The 19910-nt window shown below is 64.2% G+C and carries 19 protein-coding genes and 1 pseudogene; 8 read left to right on the forward strand and 12 right to left on the reverse strand.

The features are described 5' to 3' along the window. Positions 1-13: 13 nt before the first annotated feature. A complete protein-coding gene (locus NKJ28_RS13835) occupies positions 14-1369 on the reverse strand; it encodes a sigma-54-dependent transcriptional regulator (RefSeq protein ID WP_352636002.1) in 1356 nt (451 codons plus the stop codon). A gap of 6 nt (positions 1370-1375) precedes the next feature. Further along, positions 1376-3235, reverse strand: a complete 1860-nt coding sequence (locus NKJ28_RS13840; protein WP_352636004.1) for a sensor histidine kinase — start codon at positions 3233-3235, stop codon at positions 1376-1378. Between the two features lie 238 nt (positions 3236-3473). Between NKJ28_RS13840 and NKJ28_RS13845 the strand changes: the two genes are divergently transcribed. The 4 genes and pseudogenes from NKJ28_RS13845 to NKJ28_RS13860 all read left to right on the forward strand — a co-directional run bounded on the left by NKJ28_RS13845 (position 3474) and on the right by NKJ28_RS13860 (position 7102). Continuing rightward, positions 3474-4805: a dicarboxylate/amino acid:cation symporter gene (locus NKJ28_RS13845; protein ID WP_352578468.1), complete on the forward strand. Its 1332-nt coding sequence runs from the start codon at positions 3474-3476 to the stop codon at positions 4803-4805. A 465-nt stretch (positions 4806-5270) separates the two neighbouring features. Beyond that, positions 5271-6335: a glycosyltransferase family 2 protein gene (locus tag NKJ28_RS13850; protein ID WP_352621392.1), complete on the forward strand. Its 1065-nt coding sequence runs from the start codon at positions 5271-5273 to the stop codon at positions 6333-6335. Between the two features lie 153 nt (positions 6336-6488). Beyond that, positions 6489-6768 (forward strand): annotated as a pseudogene (locus NKJ28_RS13855) (type II toxin-antitoxin system RelE/ParE family toxin). 25 nt (positions 6769-6793) lie between these two features. Continuing rightward, on the forward strand, positions 6794-7102 hold the full coding sequence (locus NKJ28_RS13860; protein ID WP_023677265.1) for a HigA family addiction module antitoxin: 309 nt from the start codon (positions 6794-6796) through the stop codon (positions 7100-7102). A gap of 42 nt (positions 7103-7144) precedes the next feature. Here NKJ28_RS13860 and NKJ28_RS13865 read toward each other — a convergent pair whose 3' ends face one another. From NKJ28_RS13865 to NKJ28_RS13890, 6 genes are all read right to left on the reverse strand, one after another. Next, positions 7145-7432: a DUF982 domain-containing protein gene (locus NKJ28_RS13865; protein ID WP_031211945.1), complete on the reverse strand. Its 288-nt coding sequence runs from the start codon at positions 7430-7432 to the stop codon at positions 7145-7147. 89 nt (positions 7433-7521) lie between these two features. Next, complete coding sequence (locus tag NKJ28_RS13870) at positions 7522-8328, reverse strand: ABC transporter permease (RefSeq protein WP_352569115.1); 807 nt, start codon at positions 8326-8328, stop codon at positions 7522-7524. A gap of 4 nt (positions 8329-8332) precedes the next feature. After that, positions 8333-9166, reverse strand: coding sequence for an ABC transporter permease (locus NKJ28_RS13875; protein WP_031194462.1), 834 nt, complete (start codon positions 9164-9166; stop codon positions 8333-8335). A gap of 17 nt (positions 9167-9183) precedes the next feature. After that, entirely contained in the window at positions 9184-10299 is a 1116-nt protein-coding gene (locus tag NKJ28_RS13880; protein WP_352636007.1) for an ABC transporter substrate-binding protein, read from the reverse strand. Positions 10300-10366: 67 nt separating this feature from the next. Next, on the reverse strand, positions 10367-11461 hold the full coding sequence (locus tag NKJ28_RS13885) for an ABC transporter ATP-binding protein (RefSeq protein ID WP_352636009.1): 1095 nt from the start codon (positions 11459-11461) through the stop codon (positions 10367-10369). 252 nt (positions 11462-11713) lie between these two features. After that, positions 11714-12601, reverse strand: coding sequence for a LysR substrate-binding domain-containing protein (locus tag NKJ28_RS13890; RefSeq protein ID WP_023677271.1), 888 nt, complete (start codon positions 12599-12601; stop codon positions 11714-11716). A gap of 75 nt (positions 12602-12676) precedes the next feature. Here NKJ28_RS13890 and NKJ28_RS13895 point away from each other — a divergent pair, with 75 nt between their 5' ends. Together NKJ28_RS13895 and NKJ28_RS13900 are read left to right on the forward strand one after the other, a co-directional pair. Next, on the forward strand, positions 12677-14266 hold the full coding sequence (locus NKJ28_RS13895; RefSeq protein WP_352636011.1) for a zinc-binding metallopeptidase family protein: 1590 nt from the start codon (positions 12677-12679) through the stop codon (positions 14264-14266). Positions 14267-14299: 33 nt separating this feature from the next. Beyond that, positions 14300-15232 (forward strand): dimethylarginine dimethylaminohydrolase family protein, encoded by a 933-nt coding sequence (locus NKJ28_RS13900; RefSeq protein WP_352578476.1) that lies wholly within the window; start codon positions 14300-14302, stop codon positions 15230-15232. Positions 15233-15312: 80 nt separating this feature from the next. On the opposite strand, the gene NKJ28_RS13905 is transcribed toward NKJ28_RS13900, so the two are convergent. After that, a complete protein-coding gene (locus tag NKJ28_RS13905; RefSeq protein ID WP_352636013.1) occupies positions 15313-16320 on the reverse strand; it encodes an ornithine cyclodeaminase family protein in 1008 nt (335 codons plus the stop codon). A 159-nt stretch (positions 16321-16479) separates the two neighbouring features. Between NKJ28_RS13905 and NKJ28_RS13910 the strand changes: the two genes are divergently transcribed. Beyond that, positions 16480-16941 (forward strand): Lrp/AsnC family transcriptional regulator, encoded by a 462-nt coding sequence (locus NKJ28_RS13910; RefSeq protein WP_023720584.1) that lies wholly within the window; start codon positions 16480-16482, stop codon positions 16939-16941. Positions 16942-17047: 106 nt separating this feature from the next. Here NKJ28_RS13910 and NKJ28_RS13915 read toward each other — a convergent pair whose 3' ends face one another. Both NKJ28_RS13915 and NKJ28_RS13920 read right to left on the reverse strand, forming a co-directional pair. Then, positions 17048-17431: a YybH family protein gene (locus NKJ28_RS13915; protein WP_352636015.1), complete on the reverse strand. Its 384-nt coding sequence runs from the start codon at positions 17429-17431 to the stop codon at positions 17048-17050. 152 nt (positions 17432-17583) lie between these two features. Then, positions 17584-18333 carry an SDR family NAD(P)-dependent oxidoreductase gene (locus NKJ28_RS13920; protein ID WP_352636017.1) on the reverse strand — a complete coding sequence of 250 codons (750 nt, stop codon included), beginning with the start codon at positions 18331-18333 and terminating at the stop codon, positions 17584-17586. Between the two features lie 97 nt (positions 18334-18430). Here NKJ28_RS13920 and NKJ28_RS13925 point away from each other — a divergent pair, with 97 nt between their 5' ends. Then, on the forward strand, positions 18431-19324 hold the full coding sequence (locus NKJ28_RS13925; protein WP_352636019.1) for a LysR family transcriptional regulator: 894 nt from the start codon (positions 18431-18433) through the stop codon (positions 19322-19324). A gap of 92 nt (positions 19325-19416) precedes the next feature. On the opposite strand, the gene NKJ28_RS13930 is transcribed toward NKJ28_RS13925, so the two are convergent. Further along, positions 19417-19845, reverse strand: coding sequence for a VOC family protein (locus NKJ28_RS13930; RefSeq protein ID WP_352636021.1), 429 nt, complete (start codon positions 19843-19845; stop codon positions 19417-19419). Between the last annotated feature and the right edge of the window lie 65 nt (positions 19846-19910).

Consider the following 19910-nt stretch of genomic DNA (forward strand, 5'->3'; position numbering starts at 1 on the left):
GGCCCGGCGGCGGTTACCGGGAAAAATCGCTGCGCACGATGCCGTGGCGCTGGAGTTTGTCGTAGAAGGTCTTGCGCGGAATCCCCAGCGCTTCGATCGTGCGCCTGACGTCGCCCTCGTTGCGGCCAAGCGTCTCGCGGATGATGTCGGCCTCGTAGCGCTCCAGCCGCTCCGGCAGCTTCATGGCGGTGTTCGATTGGGTCGGGGCAGGGGGTTGTGCTCCGGCGCCTTCCTCCAATCCAAGCACGAACCGCTCGGCGAAATGCGCCAGTTCGCGCACATTGCCCGGCCAGTCATGGTCGCTCAGATGGCGATGCACCGAAGCCGGCACTGCCGGCACCTGGCGGTGGAAACGGGCGGCAGCGCGCTCGGCGAAATAGAAGAACAGCAGGGCGACGTCGTCGCGGCGTTCGCGCAGCGGCGGGATCGAGATCGTCACCACGTTGAGCCGGTAGTAGAGGTCCTCGCGGAAGGCGCCGCGCTGGCGCGGATCACCGAGGTCGACCTTGGCGGCGGCGACGACGCGCAGGTCGACCGGCCGTACCTCGTTGGTGCCGAGCGGCGTGACCTCGCGCATCTCCAGCACGCGCAGCATCTGCACCTGTGTCGAGACCGGCATGCTTTCGATCTCGTCGAGGAACAGCGTGCCGCCGCTGGCGTGCTCGATGCGGCCGATCCGTTTCTTCTGCGCGCCGGTGAAGGCGCCGGCCTCATGGCCGAACAACTCGCTTTCGATGACGGTCTCCGGCAGCGTGCCGCAATTCAGCGCAACGAAGTTGCCCTTGGCGCGGCGGCTCCAGCGATGCAGAAGGCTTGCCACCACCTCCTTGCCGGAGCCGGTCTCGCCGGTCACCAGCACGTCGACGTCGGTGTCGGCGATCTGGCGTAGCGTGCGGCGCAGCCTGTCCATCGCCGGCGTCTGGCCGATCAGCGGCAGGCCGTCCTGCGCCTCTCCGGCCGCCTCGCGCAAGGCGCGGTTCTCCATCACCAGGCGGCGCTTTTCCGCTGCGCGGCGCACGCTCTGTACCAGCCGGTCGGCGGCGAAGGGCTTTGTGATGAAGTCGTAGGCGCCGTCCTTGATCGCCTTGACGGCCATGGCGATGTCGCCGTGGCCGGTGACGAGGATGACGGGAATGTCGGTATCCAGCCGCAGGATGCGATTGAAAAGCTGCAAGCCGTCGATCTGAGGCATGCGGATATCCGACACCACGACGCCGGTAAAACCGGCGTCGAGCCCGGCCAGCGCCTCAGCCGCCACCGCAAAGGCGGAGACCGAGAAGCCGGCAAGCTCCAGCGTCTGCACGGTGGCCTTGAGGAGATCGCGGTCGTCGTCGATCAGGATCACCGGCGCGGCATTGTCGTTCGTCATGATGGCTTACGCTGCTGTCTGGAGATGAATGGTGAAGCGGGTGCCGCTGTCGTCGCTCGAAACTTCGATGCGGCCGCCATAATCGGCGACAATGTCCTTCGAGATGACGAGGCCAAGGCCAAGGCCTTTTTCCTTGGAGGTGTTGAACGGCGTGAACAGCGATTTGAGGATCGCGGGTGGAATGCCCGGTCCGTTATCGGACACGCCGACCGTCACGCCGTCCGCGGTCTCCTCGACCGACACCTGCACATGAGCGTCGTCGCGGCCGTCGAGTGCTTCGAGCGCGTTCTGGAAGAGGTTGATCAGCACCTGTTCGAGCCGCACCCGATTGCCCATGACCTTGAGGCTCGGCGGCGGCAGGTCGATGGCCAATGCGTCGAGCCGGCCGGCAAAGCGGCTTCTCAACAGCATGACGGCGCCTTCGATAACACCACGTAATTCGACAGGCTCGGCGGCGGTGCGGCCCTTGCGGGCAAATGCCTTCAACTCCTCGGTGATTGAGCCGATGCGTTCGGTAAGGGCTGCGATAGCGCCGAGGTTTTCCTCGGCCGGCCCGGTCTGCTTGCGGTCGAGGAAGGTGCGGGCATTGTCGGCATAGGCGCGTATGGTGGCGACCGGCTGGTTGATCTCATGGGCGACACCGGCCGCGACCTGGCCGAGGATGGCGAGGCGGTTGGCCTGGACCAGATCCTGCTGCACGATTTGGAGCTTGGCTTCCGTGCTGCGGTGGCCTGTTATCTCGGCCTGCAACCGGTCGCGGGCGCGGCTCAAATCCTCGGTCCGTTCGACGACGCGGCGTTCGAGTTCGGTGCGGGCCGCCTGTTCGGCGGCAATCTGCATCTGCGCCGACTGCCGGCGCCACAACAGATACGCGGCAAGGCCGAGCAGCGGGACGACGACGCCGAGCGCAAGAAGCCGCATTTCGCGGACGGCAGCGGCGATCGGCGCTTCGACCGGGACAAGATAGTCGAGCCGCCAGGGGGTCGAAGGAACCGTCGTGGAAAGGCTGAGATACTCCGCGTCGCTGCCGCCGGGCGTCACCGCGTGGACGATCGACACATCCGGGCTGAGCGCCCGCGGGTGCGTGATCGGCAACGGCACAAGCGGCGCGTCGCCGAACTGTTGGCTGTCGCGGATCGCGGCTTGCTTGGGTGCGGCCAGCGGTGCGGTTGTCATGAAGCGCCAGGACGGCACGCTGGTGATCAGCACGACGCCATTCTCGTCGCTGACATAAGCCGGGCGGTTCGCCTCGCGCCAGTCGGCTTCGAGCTGGTCGAACTCCATCTTGACGACGACGACGCCGAGCGGTGCGGCTGCATCGCCGACGCGCCGCGAAATGTAGAGGCCGGGGCGCTTGCTGACATTGCCGAGCGCAAAATACTCGGCGGTTCCGGCCCGCATCGCACCGGAGAAATAATCGCGGAAACGGTAGTCATTGCCGACGAAACTGATCGGCTCGCGCCAGTTGCTGGAGGCGATCGCCAGTCCATCGGTGCCGACGACATAGAGTACCGACGCCTTGGTGCCGGAGACCAGCCCCTCGAGCTTGCGGTTCAGCACATCGATTGCCGCGGCATTCTTCTGCGACAGCGCGTCACGCACTTGCTGGTCTGCGGACAAAAGCAGCGGCAGGGCGCGCGGGCTTTCGAGCACCGCGCGCAGCAGCGCGACCTTCAGGTTGGCGTCGGTACGCCCCTGCGCCGCCAGGGTCCCGACCTCGGCGGTGCGGCCATAGAGGCCGGCGCCGTAGAGCGCTGCCGTGACGATCAAAAGCGCGATGGCCGCAAACAGCAGCCAGGCTCGGCGCGCCCGCCTGGCGAGTTGCTCGGGCGTCGAAGACAAGGCACCAGCGGGGCGTTGCAGCATCGCCCATTTGTGCATGAATTCGCACAAAACACAATTCGACCTATGCGGAGAGTCGCACTTGACCATGCGTCCGGCAGTACGGACGTTTGCGAATGCTCAATAAAATCAATGCTGAAGCACTCTTCTGCGTATCTGGCACGGCTGTTGCAAACACGAATTCAGCAGTCGCGAGGCTGCTGGTCTCAAAACAACTGCCCCGGGGAGTCGAGCTTTCGATCGGGGCGCCATGGAGGACGTCATGCAGACAGCAATCGCTGCCGCCGAGCCGCGCGGCAAACTTCCCTTATACCGGCATCTTTATGTGCAGGTGCTGGCGGCGATCGCCGCCGGCGTGCTGCTCGGCCATTTCTATCCCGAAACCGGCGAGGCGATGAAGCCGTTCGGCGACGCCTTCATCAAGCTGGTCAAGATGGTGATCGCGCCGGTGATCTTCCTGACGGTGGCGACCGGCATCGCCGGCGTTTCCGACCTGCAGAAGGTCGGCCGCGTCGCCGGCAAGGCGATGATCTATTTCCTGGTGTTCTCGACACTGGCGCTGGTCGTCGGCCTGGTCGTCTCCAATGTCGTCCAGCCCGGCGCCGGCATGCACATCAATCCAGCGACGCTCGATACCGCCAAGGTGGCGGCGTATGCCGAGAAGGCGCACGACACAACCATCGTCGGCTTCCTGATGAACATCATCCCTGACACCATCACCGGCGCCTTCGCGCAGGGCGACATTTTGCAGGTGCTGTTCTTCTCGGTGCTGTTCGGTGTCGCCCTGGCGCTGGTCGGCGATCGCGGCCGTCCCGTCGTCGATTTCCTGCAAGCGCTGACCACGCCGATCTTCCGCCTCGTCGCCATCCTGATGAAGGCCGCGCCGATCGGCGCGTTTGGCGCCATGGCCTTCACGATCGGCAAATACGGCATCGGCTCGATCGCCAATCTCGCCATGCTGATCGGCACGTTCTACTTGACCGCGCTGCTGTTCGTGCTGGTGGTGCTCGGCGCGGTTGCCCGCTACAACGGCTTCTCGATCCTGGCGCTGATCCGCTACATCAAGGAAGAGCTGCTGCTGGTGCTCGGCACCTCGTCCTCGGAAGCGGCATTGCCGGGCCTCATGGCCAAGATGGAGCGCGCCGGCTGCAACCGCTCGGTGGTCGGCCTGGTCATCCCGACCGGCTATTCCTTCAACCTCGACGGCACCAACATCTATATGACGCTTGCCGCGCTGTTCATCGCGCAGGCGACCGACACGCCGCTCACCTATGGCGACCAGATCCTGCTGCTCGCCGTCGCCATGCTGAGCTCCAAGGGTGCCGCCGGCATCACCGGCGCCGGCTTCATCACCCTGGCGGCAACGCTTTCAGTCGTCCCCACCGTGCCGGTCGCCGGCATGGCGCTGATCCTCGGTGTCGACCGCTTCATGTCGGAATGCCGAGCGCTGACCAACTTCATCGGCAACGCGGTGGCGACAGTGGTGGTGGCGCGCTGGGAGGGAGAACTCGACCAGACGAAGTTTGCCGCCGCTATGGCCGGTGACTTGCCGGAGGAAGTCGACCTGTCGCAGCCGGGTTTGCAGGCCGCCTGACTGTTTAGGCCACACGACTATAAGGCCCGGAGGCGGTTCGCCGGCTCCGGGGCAAAAGCGCCGGCGGTCGCAGTATGCCGCCTGAAACGCAACCTGAAGTGACCCTGTTTTCGACGCGGGGCTTGTTCCAGCCGCATTTGAAGGCCAGTATCCGCCATGCCTTCATGGCACCGTCCGCTTCGGTCCCGACCTGATCGCGAGGCGAGACATTTCGTCGGGCTCGGTTGCGACTCACCTTGGCCGAACCGTCGGAGCTTTTGCTGCCGCCAACCCTGACCATGGCAGCAGCCTCGAAGGCAATGGCGGCCTCAATACGAAGTCGCAAAGCGAAACGTGACCCGTCTCCTGATGGAAAGCGCAGGCTTTCTCCCAGGGAACTCGTTGCGCGCCAAGAGGGCGCTTGAAGAGGGGGGCAGGCCCATGAGGGCCTTTGCCGAACCAAAGCAAGATGCGAGGTCAAACGCGATGCAGCCTGTCCCGAGAATTCCGGTATCCATCATCATCCCGAATTACAACTACGCGCGTTTCCTCAAACGCAGCATCGACAGTGCCCTCGAGCAGGACTACGCGGATGTCGAAGTCATCGTCGTCGACGATGCATCGCAGGACAATTCCACGACAATCATGGAATCCTATCGCGACGAGATCCTTGCATGCCCGCGGGCGCAAAATGGCGGACACGCGGCGGCGTTCAACACCGGCTTTGCGGCGAGCTCGGGCAAGATCGTCCTGTTCCTCGACGCCGACGATTACCTTTATCCAACCGCCGTCTCCACCATTGTCGAAACCTGGGATGATGCAACCGCCCAGGTCCAGTCCAGACTGCATATCGTCGACGAGGGGCAACGCATCAAGGATGTCTTTCCGCCGCCCGAATTGCCTTTCGACAGCGGTGACGTCATGCCGAAACTCCTGCACAAGGGCCGCTATCAGACGACAGTGACCAGCGGGCTGGCCTTTGACCGCGCAACGCTCGAATCGATCATGCCGATACCGGAGCCGGAATTCCGCCAGGGCGCCGACGGCTATCTGGCAACGCTGGCGCCGATGTACGGGCATGTCCAATCGATCGACGAATGCCTCGGCGCCTACCGGATCCACGGCGCCAACCATTCAGTCTTCGGTGAAAAGCTCGCCGAGCGGGCACGCTGGCGGGTAACCCACGATTTCCGCCGCATGCAGGCGCTGTCGGACCAGGCCTCGGGGATCGGCCTGACCATCGTGCCGTCGGATGCTGTCCGCCACGATCCGGTCCACCTGGAAGAGCGGCTGGCGTCGCTCTGCGCCGACAGCGGCCGACACCCCGTGGCCGATGATTCCCGGCTGGCGCTCGGGGCGGCCGGCGCCGTCGCCAGCCTCGAAATGACCGCATCCTTGCGGCGGCGCGCCATCCTTGCCGCCTGGTTCCTGTCGGTCGGGCTGTTGCCGCGGAAAATGGCGACGGCAGTGCTGTCGTGGAAGCTCGACGCATCGTCGAGGCCGGCATTTTTGAGCCGCCTGTCCAAGACTATTCGCCACGCCATGGGATAGCGGATAATGCCGTGACATAGGTCCGCCAGGTATTCGGCTGGCCCGGCCCAGCATCCAGCGGGCGTAGCTATTGCCTCCGATTGGCTCGGACCATTCTGTAAATCATTTGCTTACACCTGCTTGACCCGCGTCAGCAATATGCTTACATGTTGCATGATCAAGTCGTTCAAGCACAAGGCGCTGGCGGGACCTCTTTCAAACCGGAAAGACCGGAAAGATCGACGCCAAGATGCATAAGCGCATCCTTGTCCGTCTTGACCGCTTGGAAGTCTCGGAAAGGCCTGATGACATGGACCTGCCCGGCGTCGACTTCCACGCTTTGAAGGGCTTTAACCCGACCCGCTACACGGTGCATGTCAACGGGCCGTGGTGCATCACATTCGAATTCGACGCCAATGATGCTGCCCGCGTCGATTTCGAACAGTACCATTGAGACGGCTTAGATTGGAGAATCGATTATGAGCGTGTATGAGCCGATGCGTCCGATGGAGCGCTGCCCATCCCACCCTGGGGCGCTGCTCGACGACATTATCCCGGCAACCGGAAAGACCAAGGTGGAAATCGCCAATCTGCTCGGAATCTCGCGCCAGCAGCTTTATGACATCATCCGCGAAAAGAAGCCGGTGTCGCCGGCTGTCGCTGCCCGTCTTGGAAAGATGTTCGGCGACGGCGCCGCGATCTGGCTCAGGATGCAGGCTGCCTATGATGCCTGGCATGCGGAGCGCGAGGTCGACGTCAGCGCCGTTCCAAGGTTGCATGCTGCCTGAGATGCAATAAATCCGCCGGACCACCGAGCTCTCAAAAATCGATCACGGTCCTGCCTGCCTGGACCGGTTCTCCGGTTCGACGGCGCGCTCGACCAGGACATGCGCCTCCCGCGCGGCCTCGACGAATGCGTTCCTGGCGGCTTCGGTCCAGCGGTCGTCGCTCATGGCGCGGCGGCATGTGCGCAGTGCCACCCCGTGTTTGGCGCTGCCGGTGTCACGCCAGTGGGCTTCCAGCAACGCGACAGCCTGCCGTGCGTTGGAAATGTTGCGGATATCTCCCACGATGCCGACCGCAACCGCAACCGGCTTGGCAAACCATCCTTGGTTCATGGCGGGGCCTTCGACCTGTTGAACCATCTATAACGAAAATCGTAGCCCAAGGTTTCATTCGCGCCAGTCACCACGGCGTGAGGCGGCGTCTACTGCGCCGCGCGCAGCCTGACCACGACGCTTCGCGCCACAAGCACCAGCACGGTGATGACGATCAGGATCACCGAGAGCGCTGCGATCGCCGGGTCGATGTTGTCGCGCAGGCCCATCCACATTAGCCGCGGCAGCGTGATGGCGTTGACCGAGGTGATGAACAGGGTGACGCCGATCTCTTCCCAGGACAGCACGAAGGACAGCAGTGCTGCGGTGACGATGCCGAACTTGATGTTGGGCATGATGATGCGGGTGGCGCGCTCCCACACGGTCGCGCCGAGGCCGCGGGCTGCGAGGTCGATGCGGCGGTCGAGCTGGCTAAGCGACACCAGGATCAGCACCGTGGCGAAGGGCACCGTCATCACCGCATGCGCCATGGCGACACCCAGCCAGGTGTCATAGCCGAAGAACGACGAGAACCCCGAGATCGAGGTCAGCAGGAAATAGAGCGTGATTGCCGAGACCACCGGCGGCACCACCATTGGCAGCAGCACGAAGCCGACGAGAGCGGCGGTGAAGCGCGGCTGGAACATCCAGACGCCGAGGCTGAAGCACAGTGCCAGCACCGTGGAAAAGGCGCTGCTGACTATGCCGATCCTGATCGAGAGCAGGATCGAATTGATCCAGCGCGGATCCTCGATCAGCGCCTGGTAATGGCGCAGCGACAGTTCGCCCGACGGCATCGCCAGCATGCGGCTCGGCGTCAGCGATACCGGGATGACGGCGAGCAGCGGCAACAGCAGGAATAGCGCGACCAGGGCGGCGAGGATCAGCGAGACGGGACCGGGGCGGTAGGTCGGCATCGCGCTACACCAACTGCTTCGGCCTGATATAGCGGAAAAGCAGCGCCATCAGCGCGCCGACGAATAACACCAGCACCACGCTGATCGCCGCGCCCAGGCCCCAGTCTGGGCTCTGGAAGATGCGGAGATAGATCAGCTCAGCGATCATCACGCTGCGGCCGCCGCCGAGAATCGCCGGCGTGACGAAGAAGCCGAGCGAAAAGACGAAGACGATCAGCGCCGAGCCGATGATGCCGGAGCGGGTCATCGGCACGAACACCGACCAGAAGGTGCGCATGCGGCTGGAGCCGAGGCCGCGCGCCGCCAGCAGCACACGGTCGTCGAGGCTTCGCATCGAAGAGGCCAGTGGAAACACCGCGAAGGGGATGAGGAAATGCGTCATGCCGACGATAACGCCGAACTCGTTGCGCACCAGCGCCAGCGGCTCCGAGATGAAGCCGACCGCCTGCAGCCAGGTGTTGATCAGGCCGCGATTGGACAAAAGCGCCACCCAGCCGAAGGCGCGCGTCAGCACCGAGATCCAGAACGGCACCAGGATGCAGAACTCGGCCACGACGCGCTGCACCGGCGTGCCGCGTACCCAGACAACGGTGATGGCGTAGGCGGCGGCAACCGAAACGATCGTCACGATCGCGGCGATACGCAGCGTGCGGATGAAGACCGACTGCACCAACTGATCCGTGAGCAGCGCATTGTACTGCCCCAGCCCCGGCGTGGGCAGGGTGAAGCTCCATTTAACCACGCCAAGGAATGGCCAGGCGTAGGCCAGCACAAGAAAGAGGAGCAGCGGCGCCATCAACAGCGCCGCGCCCATCCTGTCGGAGAGGTATGCTCTCATCCGGTTATCCCGGCTTGTCAGGCGGAGATGATCTTCGTGTATTCGTCGAGTGCTGCCCCGTAGTTCTTGGCGTACCAATCCATGTCGAGCGGAATCTGCTTCTTCATGTTCTCGGGATCGACCGGGTTGATGCGCTTCTTGTCGGCGGGGATCAGCGCGTCGGCGGCCGGGTTGGCCGGACCCTGACCGAGCTTGTCGAACATGATGAGTTCCTTCTCCGGGTCCTGGGTGCTGGCGATGAACTTCATCGCCGCGTCCTTGCCGCCGGGATTGCCCTTGAGCACGGCGAGCGCGCCGGGCGAGATCAGGCCCTGGTCCCAGATGAACTTGATCTTGCCCCCGGAATCCTGCTCGATGAGCGAAGCCCGCGTCGACCAGACGATCGCCATCGAGGCCTCGCCATTGAGCAGCACGCTCTGGCTTTCGGCGCCGCCACCCCAATAGGCGACGACGTTTTCCTTGAAGGCGGCGATCTTGTCATGCGCGCGCTTGAGGTCGAGCGGGTAGAGCGAGGCCGGCGCGATGCCGTCGGCGAGCAGTGCCGCTTCCCAGCTCGACACGCCCCATTTGTAGAGCGAGCGCTTGCCGGGGAATTTTGCCACGTCGAAGAAGTCGGCCATGCCGGTCGGTGCCTGGCTGCCGTATTTCTCGGCATCGTAGGCGATGACATAGGAGAAGAAATAGGTCGAGGCGGCGTATTCCCAGCCGAAGCCCTCGCGCATCTTCTTCTTGTCGACGATCGCATAGTCGATCGGCTCGAGCATGCCTTGGGCGCCGAGCGTGATCGCTGAGAACGGGTCGACGTCGACCAGGTCCCAGGTCGGGGCGCCGCTCTTGAACTGCGCCGCGATCGCGCCTTCGGTCGGGCCGGAGCCATCCATCTTGACGACAATGCCGGTCTCCTTGGTGAAGGCCTGACCGTAAGCGGCGTCATAGGCGGTGATGGCGTCGCCGCCCCAGTTGACCAGCACCAGTTCCTTAGCCGCGGCAAAGGCGCCGGTCGAGCGCAGCAGCATCGGCGTGCCGGCCAGCACCAGCCCTGCCAGCTGCGTGAACTGCCGGCGCGAGATCTCGCCGCGCACTGCCCTGGCGGATAGCGCCTCGATGGAATTTTTCTTGGTTTGGTTTGTCATGTCAGTTCCCCTTTTTTGTCGTTGATATTTCCCGAAAGTCAGCGTGGCGAATTCGCCACGCTGATCGTCATTGTCCTCCGTCCGGAAGGAGGAAACCCTTTTCCGCCGGCCAGGTCAGCCAGACGGAATTGCCCTTGCTGAGGGCAGAGGCGGCGACCTCGTTCGGCACCGAGACCGTCACCTTGGCGCCCTGGCGCGTCGTCAGATCAAGCCGCGTCGCAGCGCCAAGATAGGTCGAGGCGACGGCAGTTGCGGCAATGCCGTTCTCGCCCGCTGCCGCTTCCGGCGCGATCGACATGTATTCGGGCCGGATCGCCAGGATGGCGTCGCCACGGACCTTCTCGGCCTTGCAGCGCATGCTGATGGCGCGGTCTTCGCAGACGCCCGTCGAGCCATTGTCGGCCGGGCGCACGCCCTTCAGCGGCAGCATGTTGATCTCGCCGAGGAACTCGGCGACGAAGCGGTTGTCCGGCCGGTCGTAGACCTCGTCCGGTGCGCCGACCTGCAGCAATTTGCCATGGTTGAAGATCGCGACGCGCGACGACAACGCCAGCGCCTCGCTCTGGTCATGGGTGACGAAGACGAAGGTGGTGCCGGTCTCCTGGTGCAGCCGCTTCATCTCGGCCTGCATCTGGCCGCGCAGGCCCTTGTCGAGCGCCGAAAACGGCTCGTCGAGCAAAAGCACACCAGGCTCGAACACCAGCGCCCGCGCCAGCGCGACCCGCTGCTGCTGGCCACCGGACAATTGCGACGGCAGTTTCTTCTCGTGGCCCTTGAGCCCGACGCGCTCGATCATTTCGCCGACGCGGCGCTTGATCTCGGCCGCCGATTTCTTGCGCACCTTGAGTGGGAAGGCAATGTTGGCCTCGACGCTCATATGCGGGAACAGCGCGTAGCCCTGGAACACCATGCCGGCGGCGCGCTGCTCGGCCGGCCGCTCGGTGATATCGACGCCGTCGCTGTAAAGGCGACCGTCGGTCGGCTGAATGAAGCCGGCAAGGATCATCAGGAAGGTGGTCTTGCCGGAACCGGAGGGGCCGAGCAAGGTGAGGAACTCGCCACGGCCGATTTCGAGCGTCAGATCGTCCAACGCACGGAACGAGCCGAAGCTCTTGCCGATCCCGATTGCCTTGATCTCTGCGGCCCGGCCGGGTTGCTGCATCCTGCCCTTTCCTTAGCGTAGGCGAAATCGTAGGCAGGGCGGCGGCTCACCGCAACCGAATAGTTTTCGCCTGACCGGCAAATTTGATTCATCTATGCGCCAATCTCCCCCCTCGAGGGGGAGATGTCGCCGAAGGCGACAGAGGGGGTCGCTTCGCTTGAAGTGCCAACCTCCTCTGCAGCAGCAGGCCGAGCCCAGTTGGACCGACCCCCTCTGGCCGCTTCGCGGCCATCTCCCCCTCGAGGGGGGAGATTAACGCTGGTTCTCCGACAGCTTCGACCTCAGCCACCGCCCAAACGCCTCCAGCACCGGATGCGCCGCCTTGGCGTGCTCGGAAACCAGAAAATACGAGCGCGGTGAATTGATCGCTATGTCGAAGGGGCGGACCAGCCGGCCTTCGCTCAGTGCCCGGCCGCTGGTCAGCTCGTCGCCCATAGCGATGCCTTGGCCGGCGATCGCCGCCGAAAAGACCAGGTTCATGTCGGAAAAGAAGATGCCGCCTTCCGGGTCGGGGTTCTCGACCTTGGACAGCGCCAGCCAGCGCGCCCAGTCCTCGGTGTCACCGAGATGCAGGAGATTGGCGCGCAGCACGTCTGCCGGCTTGGAGAAGCCGCCGATCTTGTTGAGCAGCGTCGGGCTGCACAGCGGCGTAAAGGAGATCCCGCACAACAGCTCGACCGCGCGGTTCGGCCAATTGCCGACGCCGAAGGCGATGAAGGCATCGGCCTCGGCATTGCTGACGTCGTCGAGACGGCGCGGCGTCAGGATGCGCAGCGCGACATCGGGGTACATCTGCCGGAACTCGCCGATATGGGTGCACAGGAACAGCGAGGCGAAACCCGGCGTACAACTGACGCTGAACGAGCCGCCGATGCCGGTGCCGGCATGGCGCGTCACCGCGTCGCCCAGCACCGTCAGCGCCTTGCGCACGTCGCTGGCATAGCGCTGGCCGCGCGGCGTCAGTGCCACGCCCTTGCCGATTCGCTCGAGCAGGTCGAAGCCGAGATCGCGTTCGAGCAGGCGAAGCTGATGGCTGACTGCGCTGCGGGTCAGATGCAGTTCGTCGGCGGCGCGCCAGACGCTGCCGTGGCGGGCAAAACTGTCGAGGGCGCGCAGCGCCTGCGTCGAGGGAATTCTCAAGAGGTGAACCGAATTTGCATGAGCCGGAAAAACATATCACTTTTTGGCGAGGCGCTTCACTGCTTTCTTTGACGGATGAAAATACCGGTGACCTCGGCGCAAGCGACCGCGCTTGCCTGTCTGGACGACATCCAGCCGTCGCTGTCGGCGTGGACGCGGACCATCTTCGATTTCGGCGAGACCGCCTGGCGCGAATACCAGTCGGCGGCCTGGTATGTGGAGCAGTTGAAGCACGAAGGGTTTTCGGTCGAGGAAGGATCGGGCGGCATGCCGACCGCCTTCTGCGCCCACTGGACCAACGGGACCGGCCCGACCATCGGCATGTATGCCGAGTACGACGCGGTGCCTGGCAATTGCCAGGATGCGGCGACGGTGAAGCGACCGCGCCCTGGCCTCGGCGAACAGGCCGGCGGCCACACCGATCCGCATTCCGGCCTCGGCATTGCCAGCCTCGGCGGGCTGCTGGCGACCAAGGCGGCGATGCAGCGCCACGGCATATCAGGCACGCTGCGCTTCACCGGCGAGCCGGCGGAGAAGGTGCGCGGGTCGAAGCCGATCCATGCCGCGAAGGGCTATTACGATGGGCTGGCGGGCATGATCTCGTTCCATCCTTTTTATATGCTGCCGCTCTGCAATACCGCGCGCTGGGACACGCATTGCGGTGCGGCCTATGCGATGATCTACCGCTTTGTGTGCGACGAACCCGAAAATTGGGTTCGCGCAAGCGATGCAGCACCCATCCCGCAGGCGCATTCGGCGGTCAGGGCGCCCGGCGCTAACGACGCGCTGATGATGATGTACATGGCGTCCAAGGCGCTGCGCGATTCCATGCTGCCGCATCAGGGCGGCTGGTCGATCAGCGAGGCGATCCTGACGGCGGGCCAGGCGACCGCCGACAATCTGCCGGCCGGGCTGGCCGAGATCCAGTACATGATCCGCGTGCCGACGCTTGCCATGGCCGAGCAGGTGACAGCCTTGCTCGACCGCAATGCGGAGGCCGCAGCCAGGATGAGCGGCTGCCGCCATGAGCGGCACTGGGTGTCGAAGTCGCGGCCGGGGCTGGCCAATCATGTCATGGCCGGCATTGCCTTCGACGCGCTGGCGGCGGTCGGGCCGCCGTATTGGGACGAGACGGCCAAGGCGATCGCCCGCGAAATCCAGGTCAATGCCGGCGGGGCGGCGACCGACGAGCCGTTCATCGCCGAGCTGGAGCAGCTCATTGCGCCGCAGGATGCAGAGGCGATCCTGCGCCGCGACCTGCCGCCGTCGCAGCTCAATTCGACCTCCGACGATTACACCGACATGTCGTGGCACACGCCGACGGCACGATTCTACGTCGCCCGGCCGGCGCTGCGATCCGAGAACGGCCACGCGTTTCCGTCCTGGGCGATGAATGCGCTGGGCGGCATTTCTGCCACCATCGATCCGATGGTCATCTGCGCCGCAAAGACGGTCGCGCTGGCAGCACTTCGCCTGTTGGAAGACAAGGCCGCCCGCGACGCTGCGATGGATGAATTCGTCACCCGCACCGGCGGCGGCATCGGTGGCTCGAACTGGATCGCGCCGCTCTGCGACTACGATCCGCCAATCGGATTTCGCTGGCCGGAATACATCACCACCCCGCGCGGACGGGATTGGTGGATACCAGGCAACCAAGCCGCATGATCAACCAAGCCGCCCTTCACGAGGAGAAACCCCATGACCGTCCATGACCGCATCGTCACCGAGCCGTTTTCGCTGCAGCGCCGCAACCCGGCCGGCGGAACCAAGCCGCTGACCGCCTGGGGCTTCGCCAACGAGACCGACGTGCTGACCGACGTGCTGCTCGGCTCGCCGAATTTCCTGCGCCATCTCTCGACCAGCTCGCTGTCGCGCAAGCATCTGCGCGAAGCGCCATGCAACGTCCAGATCGCGCAAGCGCAGCACAAGGATCTGGTCGCCGCCTATGAGCATTTCGGTGTCAACATCCACTGGCACGAGCCGACGCCGGAACTGCCGATGCAGGTCTACTCGCGCGATTCCAGCGTCATGACGCCGTATGGCGCCATCATCACCGCCATGGCCCAGTGGTGGCGGCGCGGCGAGAACTACGCGGCGATCCGCACCTATGAGAAGCTCGGCATTCCGATCTACGACATGGTCACCGCGGGCACGTTCGAGGGCGGCGACTTCAATGTCATCGAGGACGGCGTGGTGCTGATCGGCTGCGGCGGCGCCCGCACGCAGGAAGAGGGCGCGCGCCAGGTGCAGGCCTGGTTCGACAAGGAGGGCTGGGAGACCCGCATCGCCTTCATCGACGAATATTACGTCCATATCGACCTGATGGTGGTGCCGATCGCCGAAAAGCTGACCGCCGTTTGCCTCGCCTGCACGGAACCGGGCATCGTCGACTGGCTGAAGGGCAAGGGCCACGAGATCATCGACGTGCCTTTCCAGGACACGATGGCGCTCGGCTGTAACTTCATGTCGCTGGGCAAGGACCGGGTGATCGCCCCGACCTCGAGCCAGACGCTGATCGGCCAGCTCAAGGCGCGCGGCTTCGAGGTGGCGGCCATCGACATGAGCGAGATATCGAAGACCGGCGGCGGCATCCACTGCATGGCGCAGGCATTGAAGCGCGAGCCGGCCTGAGGGGCCGGCCTTTAGCCCCAACGCTCCCACGAAAGCGCCATTGTCAGCACCGTCGATCCCGCCTGGCTCGCGGCGCGCGCCTACAGCACGATGAGCTTTCCCTTGCGCAGACGCTTGGCGCAACGATAGGCGAGGTCGGCGGCGACCATGTCTTCCATCGCAATGCCCATCGCCTTGTAGGTGGTGATCTGTTGATTCGAAACGCGACCCGGCGCGCGGTCGAGCAGCATGGCGCCAAGCTCGGTGCCGAAAGCCGGGTCGAAGCCGGCAAGCTCGCAAGAACCGACCGGGGTCGGTTTGAACGCATCCTTGGTTTCGACAAAAAGACTGGATTTGCCGATGAGCTCGATCGGCATTTCTCCGCCAGGCGGCGCCACCCCGACCGACGAGACATGCGTGCCCGGCTGAACCCAGCCTGCGTCGATCACCGGCTGGTAGGAGTGGGTCGCCAGGCACACCACGTCGGAACTGCGCACTGCCGCCTCGAGGTTGGCGACCGCCACCACCGACGGATGCAGCCGGGCAAGCGCTGCCGCATCATCGAAGCTCTTCGAAACGACCCGGATTTCGGCAAAGTCGCGCACCAGCGGCAACAGATGCAGGTGCTGGTTGGCCTGCACGCCGGCGCCGATCACTGTCGCTATCCTGGCATCCCGGCGGGCAAGCGCGCGCACCGACAGCACGGCGGAGCCGGAGGTTCGCACCGCGGTTATGAAAGTGCCGTCCATGATGCAGACCGGCAGGCCGGACAGCGGATCGAACAGGCTGATGGTGGCGAGATGGCTGGGCAGGTTCTTGGCCAGGTTGCCTTCGAAGACATTGACGATCTTGACGGTCAGGTTCATGTCATCCATCCAGGCCGGCATGGCGAGGCTGTAGCCGGCTCCGGGAATGTCGAGCTGTGGTCGGGGTGGATTGACGACCTTACCTTGTGACAGCGCCTTGAAGCCGTCTTCCAGAACATCGAGAAGCTGGCTGAGGTCGATGCACGCCATCACGTCGGCTTCGCTCAGCACCAGGATCTCGGTCGCTCCCTTGCTGATTTCCGCCGCACTCTTGCCGGCTGGGCTGAACGCTTCCTTGGTCATCCTGCACTCCTGTGTTCGTCGAAATCGGCTCACCACACCTGCTTTGAGTGGGTGAGGGAAGCGCAGGCTATTGCGAGGTTTTATGTGATGAAATACGTTGATTTTGGCATCTCTGCGTGAAATCAGCACACATATCCCTGAGATAGAGTGGATTGTGAAATGGACGACCTCGACCAGATAGACCGCAGCCTGCTCCGGCTGCTGCAGGAGGATGGGCGCCGGACGACGCTTGATCTTGCCGGGCGTGTCGGGCTGTCGCCGACCGGAACCAGCCAGCGGGTGAAGCGCCTGTTCCGCGACGGGTTCATCACCGCGGTCAGGGCTATGCTCGATCCGCGCAAGGTCGGCAGGGGAACGCTGGTGTTCATCGAGGTCAGGCTTGACCACACGGCGCCGCATGTCTTTGACCGCTTCGCCGAAGCCGTGGCGAAAGCCCCGGAGGTTCTGGAGTGCCATATGGTGGTTGGCGGTTTCGATTATCTGGTCAAGGCGCGGATCGCTGAAATGGCGGTGTTCCAGGATTTCCTGCAGCGGGTTATTCTGCCGCTGCCCGGCGTGCGCGAAACACACACTTTCGCCTCCATCGCCGATGTCAAACCGAATGCCCTCTTGCCGGTGTGATCAGATGGAGGAGGAGAATGCTGTTCAGGGCGACCTTGAACGCATCTTCGCCATCTAATCGCTCCCCCTGGCGCGCCTTCCGGTGCAGAGATGCCGGAGACCGGCTCTAGCCTTGCGCGGTCAGCAAGTTTGCGTCGCGCGCGAGCCGCCACGCACCATCGGCCTCCTTGCGCAGGAGCGTCAGCGCATATCCCGATCGATGGACCGGCTCGCCATTCGGCGGGGTCGCGGTCATGTCGATGCGGCTGCGGATGAAAGCCCAATTGCCGAGAAGCTGTAGTTCCACGATATCGCTCGTGCCGTCGATATGAACGCCGGCCGTCTCCTGCGCGGCCGCCGCGAAGATCTCCTTGTCGAAGGGTTCCCGGCCGGGAACCATGAAGATCGCGTCGTCCGTCATTAAACTGAGGACGGTCGCGATGTCTCCACGCTTGCTTGCATCCATCCACGTCCCGACCAGCTTTCGGATTGCTTTTTCGTCGTCCGTCATCCGTTACCTCCCTGGCATTGCGCCATCATCGATAGCGCACGGCGCTCCTCCCTCGCCGAAACATAGGGCTTAGATCGCTGTCGTCATCGATTGCGGTGCGTCGCGCCGCGGGTAGCACGGTCCGCGAGCCGGCAGGTTCGCGCCCTCCATGCCTATCGCCAGCCACCGGAGGCGGTGATGCGCTCGCCGGTCAGCCAGGACGCTTCGTCGGAGGCGAGGAACACCGCGACGCGGGCGACGTCGTCGGGCAGGCCGAAGCGACCGAGCGGCGTCATGGCTATAATCTGCTTCTCGAATTCGCTGCCGATGATGCCGATGCGCGCGAGGCCCTCGGTATCGATGCCGCCGGGCGCGATGGCGTTGACGCGGATGTTGCGTGCGCCGAGCTCCCGCGACATCGACAGCGTGATCGTGTCCACCGCACCTTTGGTCGCGGCGTAGACGAGCGAGTTCGGCTGCGGATTGCGGCTGGCGACCGAGCTTATGTTGATGATGCTGCCGCCGCCCGCGCCAAAATGGTTCACTGCTGCTTGCGTGGTCAGAATGATGCCCAACACATTGGTGTCGAACTCGCGGTGAAACTCGGCCTCGGTAATCGCTTCCAGCGGCTCGAATGCGAAGACTCCGGCATTGTTGACCAGTATGTCGAGCCCGCCAAGCTCCAATTTCGCCGCCTCGAACAGGCGGCGCACATCAGCCGCTTGCGACACGTCGCCCTGGACGGCGACGGCGCGGCCGCCACGGTCCTCGATCTCGGCGACGACGCGGTCGGCGCCTTCCCGTGACGAGGCGTAGTTGACGACCACTGCGGCGCCGGCCGTGGCAAGACTCTTGGCGATGGCGGCGCCGATACCCTTGGAGGCGCCGGTGACGATGGCGACCTTGCCGTTCAGCTTGCTCATCAAATCTCTCCTTTGTTGACGATGAGCGGTATTTAATCATGATCGAAACGCGTATTATGGTGCCCACAATCCGTTCTTTCGTGCCTGGAATTCCGGAATGACCACCATCCTCGAAAAGACCGCCGGTCTCGTCGCCTTCGTCCGCACGGTCGATGCCGGCTCGTTCCATGCCGCCAGCCGGCTGGTCGGCTCCAGCCCGTCGGCGGTGTCGAAAAGCGTGGCGCGGCTCGAGCGCCGGCTCGGCGTCAGGCTGATCCAGCGCTCGACGCGTCGGCTCGGGCTCACCAGCGAAGGCCTCGCCTACTACGAGCGCGTGGCGCCGCTGCTAAGGGCGCTGGACGATGCCGAAGACATCGTCCAGATGGCCGATACGGCGCGCGGCCTGCTGCGCGTTACAGCGCCGGTCGAACTCGGTCGCGGCCTGATCGCCGCATGGTCGCAAGCGTTCCTTGCGCAGCATGGCGAAGTGAAGGTCGAGCTCAGCGTCACCGACCGCCACGCCGACCTGATCCGCGAAGGCTATGACGTTGCGGTGCGCATGGGGCCGCTCTCAGACACTGGGCTCGTCGCGCGCAAGATCGCCAATCTGCCGATCATGCTGGTGGCCTCACCAGCCTATGTCGAGCGGCGCGGCCGTCCGGCATCGGTCGAGGATTTACGGGACCATGAATTCGTCCGCCACCAGATGGCTGGCCGGCCTTATCCGGTCACGTTTGCCGACGGTACGATGATCGTGCCGGATGGGCGGTTAGACACCGACGACGGCGGCGCCATCCGCAATGCGGCACTTGCCGGCGCCGGCATCGCGCATCTGATGCGGTTTGCCGTGCAGAACGATCTCGACACGGGTCGCCTGGTCCGCATCCTGCCCGAGGTGGCGATGCCAACCATGCCGGTGCACATCGTCCATGCGTACGGGCGACAGCTGCCGGTCCGGGCGCGGCTGTTCGTCGATTTCCTTGCAGGCCAAATGGCTGCGCTGACGCGATAGGACAGACGCATGGTCTATGACGCAAACACCCAGCTTTTGCCAGAGACCAACCGTGCCGGCCGTTTGCGCAAGCGAACCACCCTTACCGGAAGCTAGAAGGTGATCTTCACTGAATCGGCGCTGCGGCTGGCCGGGCCGTGGTGGACGGCCTCGATATTGTTGCCGTCGGGGTCGAGCAGGAAGGCGGCGTAATAGCCGGGATGGTAGGATCGTTCGCCGGGCGCGCCATTGTCGGTGCCGCCGCCGTCGAGGCCGGCCTTGTAGAAGGCATCGACCATCGCGCGGTCCTTTGCCTGGAAGGCCAGGTGGTGGCGCCCGGTCAGCTTTCCCAGGGCCGCCGGGCTGTCGGGGCTGGAGATGAACAGCTCGTCGGCCCAGAAATAATCATTGCCGGCGCCACCGATCGGTATGCCGAGCACGTTGAGAACCGCCTCGTAGAAACGACGGCTGGCCTTGAGATCCCTGACCACCAACTGGAGGTGGTCGATGAGACGGCCGCGATGAAGTTCCTGATTTGCCATGCTTGACAGCTCCTGATCGCCGGTTGGAAATCTAGCTTCGAATGGTGCGCGGTCAATCCAGAAAG

Origin of the sequence: Mesorhizobium sp. M0145, from assembly GCF_040322355.1 — a bacterium.
Taxonomy (GTDB): domain Bacteria; phylum Pseudomonadota; class Alphaproteobacteria; order Rhizobiales; family Rhizobiaceae; genus Mesorhizobium.

Bases quoted from the DNA above. Each gene is read 5' to 3' on its own strand.
- NKJ28_RS13835 (WP_352636002.1), bottom strand. From the start codon at position 1,369: ATGACGAACGACAATGCCGCGCCGGTGATCCTGATCGACGACGACCGC.
- NKJ28_RS13840 (WP_352636004.1), bottom strand. From the start codon at position 3,235: ATGCTGCAACGCCCCGCTGGTGCCTTGTCTTCGACGCCCGAGCAACTC.
- NKJ28_RS13845 (WP_352578468.1), top strand. From the start codon at position 3,474: ATGCAGACAGCAATCGCTGCCGCCGAGCCGCGCGGCAAACTTCCCTTA.
- NKJ28_RS13850 (WP_352621392.1), top strand. From the start codon at position 5,271: ATGCAGCCTGTCCCGAGAATTCCGGTATCCATCATCATCCCGAATTAC.
- NKJ28_RS13860 (WP_023677265.1), top strand. From the start codon at position 6,794: ATGAGCGTGTATGAGCCGATGCGTCCGATGGAGCGCTGCCCATCCCAC.
- NKJ28_RS13865 (WP_031211945.1), bottom strand. From the start codon at position 7,432: ATGAACCAAGGATGGTTTGCCAAGCCGGTTGCGGTTGCGGTCGGCATC.
- NKJ28_RS13870 (WP_352569115.1), bottom strand. From the start codon at position 8,328: ATGCCGACCTACCGCCCCGGTCCCGTCTCGCTGATCCTCGCCGCCCTG.
- NKJ28_RS13875 (WP_031194462.1), bottom strand. From the start codon at position 9,166: ATGAGAGCATACCTCTCCGACAGGATGGGCGCGGCGCTGTTGATGGCG.
- NKJ28_RS13880 (WP_352636007.1), bottom strand. From the start codon at position 10,299: ATGACAAACCAAACCAAGAAAAATTCCATCGAGGCGCTATCCGCCAGG.
- NKJ28_RS13885 (WP_352636009.1), bottom strand. From the start codon at position 11,461: ATGCAGCAACCCGGCCGGGCCGCAGAGATCAAGGCAATCGGGATCGGC.
- NKJ28_RS13895 (WP_352636011.1), top strand. From the start codon at position 12,677: ATGAAAATACCGGTGACCTCGGCGCAAGCGACCGCGCTTGCCTGTCTG.
- NKJ28_RS13900 (WP_352578476.1), top strand. From the start codon at position 14,300: ATGACCGTCCATGACCGCATCGTCACCGAGCCGTTTTCGCTGCAGCGC.
- NKJ28_RS13905 (WP_352636013.1), bottom strand. From the start codon at position 16,320: ATGACCAAGGAAGCGTTCAGCCCAGCCGGCAAGAGTGCGGCGGAAATC.
- NKJ28_RS13910 (WP_023720584.1), top strand. From the start codon at position 16,480: ATGGACGACCTCGACCAGATAGACCGCAGCCTGCTCCGGCTGCTGCAG.
- NKJ28_RS13915 (WP_352636015.1), bottom strand. From the start codon at position 17,431: ATGACGGACGACGAAAAAGCAATCCGAAAGCTGGTCGGGACGTGGATG.
- NKJ28_RS13920 (WP_352636017.1), bottom strand. From the start codon at position 18,333: ATGAGCAAGCTGAACGGCAAGGTCGCCATCGTCACCGGCGCCTCCAAG.
- NKJ28_RS13925 (WP_352636019.1), top strand. From the start codon at position 18,431: ATGACCACCATCCTCGAAAAGACCGCCGGTCTCGTCGCCTTCGTCCGC.
- NKJ28_RS13930 (WP_352636021.1), bottom strand. From the start codon at position 19,845: ATGGCAAATCAGGAACTTCATCGCGGCCGTCTCATCGACCACCTCCAG.